Genomic DNA, 12,304 nt, shown 5'->3' with positions numbered 1-12,304 from the left:
TTTTAAGGTAAGAAAGATGAATCAAGTTTGGGTAACTGGAGACGCCGTCGTCGACCTCATTCCGGAGACTGACGCGACATTATTGAAATGTCCGGGCGGTGCGCCTGCTAATGTCGCGGTAGCGATTTCTCGCCTTTTAGGCAAAAGCGCATTTTTTGGCCGAGTGGGTAACGATCCGTTTGGCACTTTTATGGAAGTGACTCTGCAAAAGGAAGGTGTGAATACCGAGCGTTTGGTGAAGGACCCTGAACAACGCACGTCAACCGTGGTGGTCGATCTTGATGACCAAGGCGAGCGTAGCTTTACGTTTATGGTTAAGCCAAGTGCCGACCAGTTTATGTCTGTTGAAGACATTCCCGAATTTAAGAAAAACGAGTGGCTACACGTCTGCTCGATCTCTTTGGCTAATGAACCAAGCCGAAGCAGTACCTTCGAAGCGATCCGACGTATGAAAGCCGCGGGCGGTTACATCAGCTTCGATCCAAACCTTCGTGATGAAGTGTGGCAAAACCCATCTGAAATTAAGTCTGTGGTCATGAAAGCGGTTGAATTGGCTGATGTGGTTAAATTCTCAGAAGAAGAACTGGATTTCTTAACCGATTCAACTTCGATGGAACAAGGTTTGGCTAACATTGCAGATCTTAACAACACGCTTGTTCTGGTTACGCAGGGCGCGAAAGGCGTTTGGCGAGTATTTGAAAACCAAGGTGTGTTGATTTCAGGTCGCTCAGTGACGCCAGTGGATACCACGGGTGCAGGCGATGCTTTTGTTGGCGGTTTGCTTGCAAAGCTTTCTCAAGATGATGAGTGGAACAATCAACAAGTCGTCGATTCTGCAATTCAGTGGGCGAATGGGTGTGGTGCACTGGCGACCACGCAAAAAGGCGCAATGACCGCACTTCCAACGCAAGAAGCTCTTACTCAGTTTATTCAAAAAGACTCTTCAAATACGAATGCCGTAGAGGAGAGTGTATGAGTTTGAACTCGAACTGGACAGTAGAGCAAAGATATCGCCGTATAGAAGATATTTCTCTAGAGAGTATTGATGCGATGGTAGAGCTTCGCAAACAAGACTCTGGCTATCCAAGCTACCATATTGCGCCTAAGTTTGGTCTGCTTAATGATCCGAATGGTCTGTGTTTCTTTAATGGTGAACACCACCTATTTTACCAATGGACGCCAGTTGGCCCCGTCCATGGTATGAAGTACTGGTACCACCTTTCTACCAAAGACTTCGTTCATTTCGAAGACCACGGCATTGGCTTGCACCCAGACCAAGATTACGACTCTCACGGTGTTTACTCTGGTGGTGCATTGGTTGAAAACGACAATGCATTGTTGTTTTTTACAGGTAACAAGCGCGATGGAAATTGGTTGCGAGTGCCAACTCAATGTTTTGCCAAGATGTCTGCTGACGGCAAAATAGAAAAGCACGGCGTGGTTATCGAAAACGATCACTACACCGAACATTTCCGAGACCCAAAAGTGTGGAAACAGGGCGGCGATTATCTGATGGTTGTGGGTGCTCAAACGCCTCAAAATACTGGCTCTATGGCGCTATATTGCAGCCGAGACCTGATGAATTGGCAGCACAAAGGTCCAATTCAAACTCGTTACAACAACCTTGGCTATATGTGGGAATGCCCAGATTTCTTTGAAATAGAGAATCAGTCGGTGATGCTGTTTTCTCCACAAGGTGTGTCTAGCGAAAATCCATACGATTTCAAAAATATCTACTCGGTGGCTTATATCGTCGGTGACCGCCTAAATCTCGATTCGGTAGAACTGGAAAACCACCAAGATATTGCGCAACCAGATTATGGCTTCGATTTCTATGCACCACAGACTTATTTAGATGATACAGGCCGCCGTATTCTGATTGCTTGGATTGGTCTGCCTGAGATTAATACACCATCTAATGAGTATCAGTGGGCGGGCATGTTGTCGTTACCACGCGAACTTCAAATCCAAGATGGCTATCTTGTTCAGTCTGCTTTACCTGAATTGAAAGCGCTACAGGGTGAAGCTGTGGTGGTTGAAAATGCTCTTGAATTGGATACAACCAGCTTCATGGTTGAGCTCGAAACGGATACTGACGAGTTTGAGTTTACACTTACTAACGTTGCGGGTGATAACATCGTATTCAGTGCTACAGAAAAGGAGTTCATGCTTGATCGCAGTAAGATGTCTCAGCTCTACGCGGAAGAGTTTGGCTCAGTGAGAAAAGCACCGAGGTTGAGCACCAAGCAAATCATCGAGGTTTATGTTGATAAGTCAGTGATCGAAATCTTTATCAATGGCGGTAAGCACACAATGACCAGCCGTTTCTTCATTGATGACTTGAGTTCATTGTCGATGACTGGTGACGTGAACACCGTTTATCACTCGATGAACCCAATTAAAGGGTTGGACAACTAACCTCCGCTTATCTCCATCAAGAAAGCCGCTGATCAACAGCGGCTTTTGTTTGGTCTGCGACATCAGTATTGTGCTAACTCTTTGACCTTGTCCATTCCCCGTAGCCCTGAATCTCAAGTCCATTTAGAACAAACAACCAACGCTAAGGTCGAATGTTATTGAAACTGACCTTCTGCGTTCCGTCATCTTTATTCAATAGCTCCACCACATCGCCTTGATAGTAATACGGTTCCATTGGCATCTCGCTGTTGGTCGGCCTTGCGTAATGCAATACTGCTGGCTTCGCGTCAACTTGCTGTGCGTATAGATAGCCAATCAGCGCATGTTCAAACTGGTGATAACCGTTGCCCCAATGGAAAGCTTTGGTGCGTTTTGGCTCAAGCCCGACACCGCCGTATTTATGGTCGACCCATACATCATGAAAAGTGGGTAGGGTGTATTGCAGGACGTCTTTCATTGAATCATCGACAAGTGAAACCGTCATTGCTGCTTGATCAAGCTCCGCCCATTCCCATGATGAAGCCCAATTTGTGTTTGGTCTGCTTTGCCAGCCAGTTATCTCTTGTCCTTTCCACGCTTTCTGAAGTTCTTCGCCATAATATTGGGATACACTCACGAAATTTTTCTGATATTGCGCATGAACGAGAGTGTGTTTCATCCCTTTGATGCCAAACTCTTTCCATTCAGAGTTATTCAATGTTTGGCCTGTAAGGTAAGTCATCCAATACGCTTTGATGGTGTGCCCAAAATCGTTGTGATTAGCATTCGGCATCTTGGCGGCTTTGCTGTGAATGGCCCCGTAGAAGCGTTGTTCATCTTCAGAGTGGTAGTGCTCGACCATGGTTTGTGTCAGCCAACTTAGATCATCAAGCCATCTTGTCTTGGTGGGCTCTTTTAGCAGGGGAGCGACTAACAACAGGTAACCGTTAATCTGATCAAGTTGCGCGACCAGTTCACGCTGTGTGGCTTTGCCATCTTCACCATCCGCAAGTACCCAAGCAAGACCGCTGTTGTCGCTAAGTCGATATTTATCAAAGATAAAAGCTTGTTGTGCGATGAGTGCTTCTTCTACCTTTTTGTCTTGAGTCAGGTAGTAGTACATGGCAAGGCCAACTAATGCATACGCTTGATCTTGAGAAGTACGCTGCTGCCAATTTTGGCCTACTTTTCCCTCTTTTGTGTAGCCGATAAAGCCGCCGTTTTGCTTATCTTCTAGCTGATCAATGATGTAGTAGGCTCCTTGCTTGGCAAGCGCTAAAGCCTGCTTATCGCCACTAAGGTGGTAGAGCACGCCATAGGCATAAGTTTGACGTGACTTCATCCGCGTAAACTCTTTGCCAAAGTGTGGCGTGATCCAGCCTTTGTTTAGTTCATGGCACACATCAGAAACATCGAGCAAGGTACCGTCATCACAGCGGAAAGTAGGGAAGTTTCCTACCGGTTCTCCTTGAGCGCTAGGCATTAACCAATAAGGTGCAAGCCCTTCAGTCGCATGGTTGAGCCACTCTTCTCCAGAAGGAAGATGGGCGTTGGCAGATACGGCGAAGCTAGTAATACTGAGTAATGCGATCGTTGCTCGTAACATGATGTTTATCTTAACTATTTGAATTTCTTTGAATATAAACAATCACATCTGCACATTGTGATTAGGCGATCACAATCGACCAAATTAATAAGGTTTAGATAAAAGCTCACAGACTAGTGAGCTTTGGAAGGGTGTCTTGTATTTTATACTGGCTTGCCCGCCTCATCTTCTTCAACCACATCGGTTTCTAAGCTTGCCTCTGCCAGCCATTTTTGTATTGATGGACTGTTAAGCACACCTTGTTGATACTGCGATGCCTTTTCGGAAAGTTGTATTCCATAGGTTTCTACGCGCAATGCGACGGGTGCAAACATCGCATCGGCAATCGACCATTCACCAAATAACCATCCCTCTGGGTATTGTTCCATTTGTGCAGACCATATTGCATCAATACGAGCGATGTCTTTCAGTGCGTCTTCACTCAGTGTGAGCTTTCGTTGTGCGCGGCAGTTCATCGGCATTTCATTTCTGACGGCAAAGAACCCAGAGTGCATCTCGGCGGAAATTGCTCGGGCATGGGCGCGTTCTTTCACTGAGCTAGGCCACGCTGCACCGTCCAAATAGGCATCGTTAACGTATTCGAGAATCGCCAATGAATCCCACACCGCAACATTACCATCAACTAGGGTTGGAACCTTGGCCGTTGGCGTCACTTTCGCCAGAGTGTCGTAAAAATCAGAGGTGAATAGCTTGAGCTTGATGACTTCTGTACTCAGGTTGTAGTTGTCGAATATTAGCCATGCGCGCAGTGACCAAGTTGAGTAGTTCTGGTTTCCAATATAAAGCTGCATCGTTGCTTCCTTGCGTTTGGTGAGTATGCTTTTGAGCTTAGGGGATTGTATTGCGGAGCACTAACGGATAATTTTGATGCAATACATTAATAAAAACGATGGGTGGTGATTTCAATATGGATATTGATGCTTTGCGAGGCTTTCTCGCGTTTGTGGAAACCAGTAGTTTCACTCGTGCAGCGAAACAGATAAATCGTACCCAATCGGCATTCAGTGCTCAGATGCGTAAGTTGGAAGAAGAACTCAACGTCACTCTTTTCCAGAAAGAAGGACGTAATTTAATACTGACTGAAGCTGGCTTAGCGCTGCGTTCTCATGCCGAACAGTTGGTCGCCCTCCACAACACCGCCCTCAAGCAAGTAAAGCGTTATGAAGACAAACAACCTCTGCGACTCGGCTGCCCTGAAGACTACAACGACACCATTCTTCCAAAAGTGATTCGCCTGTTACAGCAAGCAGAACCTACCTGTTCCATTCAAATATTTAGCCTACCAAGTATTAACCTCAGAGAGTGGTTGGATGACGGCAGGCTTGATGCGGCGATTGTCACCCGAGCGCCCGATAGTGAAGAGGGTTACTGGCTCACTCATGATATCGGAGTATGGATAAGCAGCCCTGATTATGTGTTCGATGAGTCTAAACCAGTGCCATTAGCCTTGTTTCAGACCGATTGTAAGTACCACGCCGCGGCAGTGAATGGCTTAACCAAGCAGGGCACGCCTTATCAGTTATTGGCGTGTAGCAATACTGCTTCAGCGCAGCGAGCGATCGTTAAAGCTGGATTAGCCATTGGCGCGATGGGTAAGCTGAGCGTGACTTCAGATTTGAGAATCCTCGATGATATGCCACCGTTGCCTTCGGTCGATATTGTGCTGATCCTAGCGACCAAGCATCACCCGGTATTGGATAAAGAAGTGCTCAATCAACTTGTGGAGTTGGGTTCTGAGTAGCTTAGGTTCATCTTCCTATTGGAGGATTCCCAAGCTTTTCAATTTTCGATAAATGGTATTGCGGCTGATACCGAGTATTCTCGAAGTCTTACTTATGTTGCCTTGGTTGGCTTGATAGGTTTGCAGCAAGGTTTCTTCAACGGTACTTCTTAAATCGTTACTCGCTGTACCTTTGATGGCATTAGGAGTCATTAGCTGATGCTGATTATCGTGTGCTAATGACGTGAGATGTTGAGCAAGGTGGCTGGGCACATGCTTGAGTGTGAGTTGGGGTTCATCACTTGCTAATAGAGCAGCAACCTTAAGTAAGTTGTCTAATTCGCGGATATTACCCGGCCAAGAATAGGCGCACAGTAAGCTCATCAAGTGGGGGCAGATTGTCTGTTCGTCTTCGGCGTATTTACGATGAATGTGCTCGATTAAAGCGTGCTTGTCTTGTCGGTGTTGTAGGCTTGGCAAGGTGAAGGCTAAGCCATTGAGTCTGTAATACAGGTCTTGCCTAAACTCACCTGTTGCGACTAACTGCTCGAGGTTTTTGTGAGTTGCAGCGATGATCTGACAATCGACTTGATAGCTTTGATTGGAACCAACTGGCACCACGGATTTGTCTTGCAGAACATGCAGTAGTCGGCACTGAGCTTCTAAAGGCATGTCGGCGATCTCATCTAGAAATAGAATCCCTTTATCTGCTTGACGGATCTTACCTTGGAAGCCCTTGTGGCTTGCTCCCGTAAAGGCGCCCGGCGCGTAACCAAACAGTTCAGATTCGATAAGGTCTTTAGGCAGCGCGCCACAATTTACCGCTACCAAGGGCGAAGACTTACGCTGGCTTTGCTTGTGCAGCGCTTTAACAAACTCGCCTTTGCCAACTCCTGTTTCTCCTAAGATCAACAAACTGATCCCTTTATCGATTACCTTGTTGGCTTGCTGCCAAGCGTGTTCGATTTGTTGCTCGCCATGGTGCAAATCACACGATGCTGAAATGGAGCGCGTGCGTTTGGTGGTTGGTTGTTTGAGGTGTTGTTTCTCAAATACAAAAGGCGTGTCTAATGAGGTTCGGTTGAAGAGGGTATCGATACTCTCACCGACGATCGAGGTTTGATCCAATAGTTGAGAGGCGACCTGATTGTGTGCCACCACCTCCCCAGCTTCATTGGCTATTACAATCCCTTGCCAACCACTGTGTAATAACGATTTCTCACATGCGAGGTCGATGCGAGTGGTGCCTTGTGGGATGTGGCTCAGTAGCTGGTTTTCAACAAGCTGAACCATATTTTGAACCAGTAGCTGCACCGAACTGTCGTGCTGTTGCTGCTCACTGGTAATGTCCAATACGCCAACCATGTTCCCTTGGTGATCAAACACAGGGCTTGCTGAACAGCTGATAAATCGATGCTGGTGGATGAAGTGCTGCTCACCAATGATGGTCACGGGTTTAGCTTCAACAATCGCGGTGCCAATCGCGTTGGTGCCCTTAAGTTGTTCCTGCCAACACGCTCCTGAGCTGAGTGCAATTGATGTCAGCTTCTCCTTAAACCGCTCCTGTCCCCAACTCGCCAGAATCACCCCTTCAATATCGGTCAGAATCAAACGACTGTCGGTACGAGCAAACATCTGATTAAACAAAGGCAGCGCATTGCGTTCGACGATGTGGATCAAGTCAGCCGATTGATGACGTCGCTGCTTAAGAATCGATTGTGGTAGGCGAATGTCTTCAGGAAGTCGTCTCTGTTTTAGACCCGCTTCTGTGCTGCGGTGCCAAGAGGACGAAAGCCAATCTGAGGTGTTTGCTTGTTGAAGGTGCATGACTGTTCCATGTCGTAACAGTGAGGGTGTACCAATTTGGAACAGTTGAACACTGGAGTGGTTTCCATACGTCCGTTCAATGCCAACTCACTTTGGGTTGTAAACGTTTGGTAATCATAGTTTTACAATTTATTAACAACAAGTTTTGAAGTTCTGGCGTGTGATTTGCGTTGTTACTGTTGTGAAGAAAACACGAAGTATCAGTGTTTTAAACAGAAAGCATAAACATGGGCGTCTCGCCATGAGTTCTTTTCTCAAGGGGAGCCGCCACAAAAATAAGACAGCTCTAGCTCAATAACGAATATCAAATCGAAGAAGGATCTAACTATGATTTACGCACAGCCGGGTAGTGACAACGCAGTGGTGAACTTTAAAGCTCAATACGATAACTTTATCGGTGGCGAGTGGGTGAAGCCTGTCAGCGGCGAGTATTTTGATAACACTTCCCCAGTGAATGGTCAGGTGTATTGCCAAGTGGCACGTTCAACAGAGGCAGACATTAGCTTGGCACTCGATGCGGCGCATGCGGCTCGTGCTAGTTGGGCTGCGACCAGTGTGACAGAACGTTCCAATATCCTACTTAAAATTTCCGATCGCATTGAAGCGCACCTAGAAGAAATCGCGGTGGCGGAGACGTGGGAAAACGGCAAGCCTGTGCGTGAAACTCTAGCGGCAGACATCCCGTTAGTTGTTGACCACTTCCGTTACTTTGCAGGCTGTATTCGGGCGCAAGAAGGCAGCGCAGCTGAGCTAGATTCAAACACCGCGAGCTACCACTTCCCAGAACCCATCGGTGTGGTGGGGCAGATCATTCCTTGGAACTTCCCGATTTTAATGGCGGCTTGGAAATTGGCGCCAGCACTGGCTGCGGGTTGTTGTGTGGTGATGAAGCCAGCGGAGCAAACACCGACATCGATCTTAGTGATGATGGAGAAGATCGCTGATCTTCTACCTGCAGGCGTAGTCAACATCGTCAATGGTTTTGGTAGTGAAGCGGGTCAAGCGTTAGCAACCAGCGATCGTTTGGCGAAATTGGCATTTACCGGTTCGACAGAAGTCGGCCACCACATCCTGAAATGTGCCGCTGAAAGCTTGATTCCATCAACGGTTGAGCTTGGCGGTAAGTCTCCAAACATCTACTTCCCAGACATCTTTAACCATGAAGACGAATACCTTGATAAGTGTGTCGAAGGCATGTTGCTGGCGTTCTTCAACCAAGGTGAAGTGTGTACCTGTCCATCACGTGTGCTGATCCATGAATCGGTGTACGACAAGTTCATCGCCAAGGTGGTCGAGCGTGCTCAAACTATTAAACAAGGTAACCCGCTAGATACTGATACTCAGGTTGGCGCACAAGCTTCAAAAGAGCAGTTCGATAAGATTCTGAGCTACCTAGAAATCGGTCGCCAAGAAGGCGCTAAAGTGCTGACAGGTGGCGAAGTTGCGCAGCAATCTGATGATCTCGGTAATGGTTATTACATCCAGCCAACCATGCTGGAAGGGCACAACAAGATGCGTGTATTTCAAGAAGAGATCTTCGGCCCTGTTATCGCGGTGACGACGTTTAAAGACGAAGCTGAAGCGCTAGAGATTGCCAACGATACCGAATATGGCTTGGGTGCAGGTGTATGGACGCGTGATGCAAACCTAGCGTATCGCATGGGTCGCAACATTGAAGCTGGACGTATTTGGGTGAACTGCTACCACGCTTATCCAGCACATGCCGCGTTTGGTGGTTATAAGAAATCCGGCATCGGCCGTGAGACACATAAGATGATGCTCGATCACTACCAAAACACTAAGAACCTATTAATTAGCTACGATACTAATCCGTTAGGCTTTTTCTAAAATAGATAGGTTCTAGAACAGTCTAATTAGGAAGTCACTAGCAACGAGATGGCTTAAACAATATAAGTAAAATGAAAAGCAAAACGCCAAGTTCTTATGAGCTTGGCGTTTTTATGTTTGAATCGCTTTAGTTTTTCGAAAAGAAGATCTCGGGCTTGTGGACTGGGCCATAGTTGCCTTCTAACTGAGTGAGTTCTAATCCTTGTTTGCCTATCAAAGAGCCGACTAACTGGCGGTTGAACGGGTAGCTGTCGGGGTTGTTAATGTACTCTTCAACATCAATCCATTTAGCTTCTGCAATTTCATCTGTGTCTTGAATCGCAATCTCTTGAGTTTGAGCGATAAGGTGACAAACAAAGTAGAGGTTAGACTTTCCGAATTGATACGGGTGTCTCGTCGCCATGCCAACCACTGAAACGAACGTGGCTTCGATGCCAGTCTCTTCTAAGGTTTCTCGAACCACGGATTCTTCAATGCCTTCACCCAACTCAATATGACCGCCCGGTAATTTGTAGCCCGTCATGCCGTGTTCTTTAATCATCAGCACTTGGTTGTGTTCGTTAGTGATTAACGCGCCAGCACCCAAGGTGTGGGTCGGAATGAAAGGCACAAACTCTACAATCTCGGATTTGTGGATCAGCGTAATCTCGTCTTCTAAGCAGTTGTGAAACACAAAGCCAAGCTCAGTCGCCACCGGAATAAGGTGCGAGAGTGAAATAGGTAAGCTAATCCAAATGATGCCTTTGTTATTCTGCTTTGAAAATTCGGTGATCTCGCTGAGTTCGGCATTGAATGAGTCAACATCGTGAGGGGCTGTTGCTGGGTCAATGATGATGCCGTTAAATTTGTCGAGCGTAAATTCCACGGGTGATCCTTTATTATTTTGATTTATTGGGCGTCGAGCATGGTCTGAGCTTATCGTATCTAAAGAGCTTATAACACCTTGAGAGCAAGGGCAGCAGTGAATCAAAAGTAGGCAATGCAGTTTATGTCGAACGGGTCGGGATAAGTGGAGGGTGTTGCTAGAAACAAAAACTGCGCTTGGAAGCCAAAGCGCAGTTTTAAAATGAGGTTTATTGCAGTTCGATTTTAACGAATATAGTTCGCGTTAATACTCACGTACCAGTGTTGAAGCTTGCCATCAGATTTCTTGATCCACAAATCGTTGGTGTAGCTATCAATCTTGCCGTTAACCGTAAGGTTGAATGTGTTCTCGTCGAATTCGCCAAGCTTCACGAACTGGTCCGTGGTAATCAGGAATGGGTCCATGTCGTCTACACCAACCACATCTGAAATCACATAGTAGTGGTAAGTCAGCGGCTTGCTCGCATCATTCGGGTTGCTGCGATACGCAACAAGCTTGAATGGTTCCGTTAATGGAACGTCGAGCGTTTGCTTGTCCATGGTCGCTGGAATTGGAATAAACAGCCAAGCGGTAAACAGACCGCTCAATAAAACCATCAGGAAGAAAAGAGTCTTAATTGCTTTCATAGCAACCTTCAAAATATGGGGGATGTTAATGGGGCTATGGTAACTAGGGAGAGTAAAGATGCAAGCTCTGTTATTACCCTATCTTATCTCAGCTTAATCTAACGCAAAGAAAGCGGTTCGGTTAACTCGAAATGTAAACACGAGTGCTTAACTCTTGATTATGGCTTAAGAGAATTCGTTATTTGAACCAATCTTGGTTTTTAACCAGTCTCTCGAAACAAGGCGAAGAACTGTCGCGAAATGACCTATATAGATAAAATTCAGTACGATAAGAATAGCGCATGAATATTTTTTGAGCGTTTTCTTATGCATTTAAATCCACGGTTAAGTGGCGAATACCATTCTTATGTCGATCACTCATTTCGTATCGATTGTTCACTTGGCTCCAATCCATTTGGCGCACCAGAAATTCCTGAACATGTGATCAAAGATATTATCTACGGTATTGATAAGTACTATTGCCACAGGGAGCTTTCGGAGCTGACTTATCTGACTCGCCAGTTTATTGGGATTGAAGATTGTCGTATTACGTACACCACGGGCTCTCTTGGGGCGCTAGAACTTATCTTCAATAAACTTATCGATCACAACAATCGCACCATGATAGGCATTGGCCCTCAGTTTGTTGAAGCAGTATCAGAGTTCACTTTGGTGGGCGGGAAGTACCAGTCCATCAACATGTTTGATTATCAAAACGAGTCGGATCTGTTCGGTGTGTTGGCATCAAAAATAAGCAGTCAAAATCCTGCCTTGGTGTATATCGATAATCCCAACAACCCAACGGGTCGAATCTACGACAGAGCTTATCTGGTCGAGATAGCGAGAGTATGTGAGCGTTCTGGCGCTATTTTGATTGTCGACGAGGCATATGGTGAATACCTGACCCCTGAGCAGTCTATGCTCGATCAGACCTTAGTCTTGGACAACTTAATAGTTTTACGAACCTTTTCTAAAGGTTTAGGGCTCGCTGGGATTCGACTCGGTTACTTAGCCAGCAGTGAAAACCTGACTTCTGCAATCGAAGCTGCGGTGAGTGTGTTTACGCCGACTTACCCCTCAATAAAAATCGCATCGGCGACCTTACCCAATGCAAAACACTTCTTAGAAATGAACCGCAGCAAAACTGAATACTTTAAGCAGCAAATGATCGGCTTGTTGTCTGAGAACAATATTGAGGTGGTTGGCACGTCAATATCGACGCCCATTATGTTGTTGAAAAAGAGAGGAACTCACCTTTCAAAGCTATTTGAGAGTATCGGTATTAAGACATGTTCGGGTGTCGATTTTGCTATTACGTGCGACGCGATGACTGAAGAGTATGTTCGATTACGAATTGTTGGCAATGATATAGATTTAGAAGCGTTAAAGCAGCGTATTAAGCAGTTATAAAAGCAACCGTTATAAAATCAGTAGGC

General features: G+C 46.2%; 10 protein-coding genes. 5 read left to right on the top strand and 5 right to left on the bottom strand.

The window, feature by feature from the left end:
* Positions 1-16: 16 nt before the first annotated feature.
* Positions 17-976: an aminoimidazole riboside kinase gene (locus AB6D93_RS07490; RefSeq protein ID WP_017061624.1), complete on the top strand. Its 960-nt coding sequence runs from the start codon at positions 17-19 to the stop codon at positions 974-976.
* Positions 973-2,418, top strand: a complete 1,446-nt coding sequence (locus AB6D93_RS07485; protein ID WP_017064970.1) for a sucrose-6-phosphate hydrolase — start codon at positions 973-975, stop codon at positions 2,416-2,418. The genes AB6D93_RS07490 and AB6D93_RS07485 overlap by 4 nt, the downstream gene beginning before the upstream one ends.
* 142 nt (positions 2,419-2,560) lie before the next feature.
* Here AB6D93_RS07485 and AB6D93_RS07480 read toward each other — a convergent pair whose 3' ends face one another.
* Positions 2,561-4,003 (bottom strand): N-acylglucosamine 2-epimerase, encoded by a 1,443-nt coding sequence (locus tag AB6D93_RS07480; RefSeq protein ID WP_102332241.1) that lies wholly within the window; start codon positions 4,001-4,003, stop codon positions 2,561-2,563.
* A 143-nt stretch (positions 4,004-4,146) separates the two neighbouring features.
* Positions 4,147-4,794: a glutathione S-transferase family protein gene (locus AB6D93_RS07475; RefSeq protein ID WP_102332240.1), complete on the bottom strand. Its 648-nt coding sequence runs from the start codon at positions 4,792-4,794 to the stop codon at positions 4,147-4,149.
* 98 nt (positions 4,795-4,892) lie between these two features.
* On the opposite strand from AB6D93_RS07475, the gene AB6D93_RS07470 reads away from it, so the two are divergent.
* Positions 4,893-5,744 carry a LysR family transcriptional regulator gene (locus tag AB6D93_RS07470; protein WP_102332239.1) on the top strand — a complete coding sequence of 284 codons (852 nt, stop codon included), beginning with the start codon at positions 4,893-4,895 and terminating at the stop codon, positions 5,742-5,744.
* Between the two features lie 15 nt (positions 5,745-5,759).
* Here AB6D93_RS07470 and AB6D93_RS07465 read toward each other — a convergent pair whose 3' ends face one another.
* Positions 5,760-7,550 carry a sigma-54-dependent Fis family transcriptional regulator gene (locus AB6D93_RS07465; RefSeq protein ID WP_102332238.1) on the bottom strand — a complete coding sequence of 597 codons (1,791 nt, stop codon included), beginning with the start codon at positions 7,548-7,550 and terminating at the stop codon, positions 5,760-5,762.
* A gap of 327 nt (positions 7,551-7,877) precedes the next feature.
* Here AB6D93_RS07465 and AB6D93_RS07460 point away from each other — a divergent pair, with 327 nt between their 5' ends.
* Positions 7,878-9,398: an aldehyde dehydrogenase family protein gene (locus AB6D93_RS07460; protein WP_017061629.1), complete on the top strand. Its 1,521-nt coding sequence runs from the start codon at positions 7,878-7,880 to the stop codon at positions 9,396-9,398.
* 127 nt (positions 9,399-9,525) lie between these two features.
* Here AB6D93_RS07460 and AB6D93_RS07455 read toward each other — a convergent pair whose 3' ends face one another.
* Entirely contained in the window at positions 9,526-10,263 is a 738-nt protein-coding gene (locus AB6D93_RS07455; RefSeq protein WP_102332237.1) for an NUDIX domain-containing protein, read from the bottom strand.
* A 224-nt stretch (positions 10,264-10,487) separates the two neighbouring features.
* On the bottom strand, positions 10,488-10,889 hold the full coding sequence (locus AB6D93_RS07450; protein WP_017061631.1) for a hypothetical protein: 402 nt from the start codon (positions 10,887-10,889) through the stop codon (positions 10,488-10,490).
* A gap of 306 nt (positions 10,890-11,195) precedes the next feature.
* On the opposite strand from AB6D93_RS07450, the gene AB6D93_RS07445 reads away from it, so the two are divergent.
* Positions 11,196-12,278, top strand: coding sequence for a pyridoxal phosphate-dependent aminotransferase (locus AB6D93_RS07445; RefSeq protein WP_017061632.1), 1,083 nt, complete (start codon positions 11,196-11,198; stop codon positions 12,276-12,278).
* Positions 12,279-12,304 lie beyond the last annotated feature (26 nt).

The organism is Vibrio sp. 10N.247.310.23 (genome assembly GCF_041467155.1).
GTDB classification, from domain to species: domain Bacteria; phylum Pseudomonadota; class Gammaproteobacteria; order Enterobacterales; family Vibrionaceae; genus Vibrio; species Vibrio crassostreae_C.
This window is presented reverse-complemented; position numbering and strand designations above follow the sequence as displayed.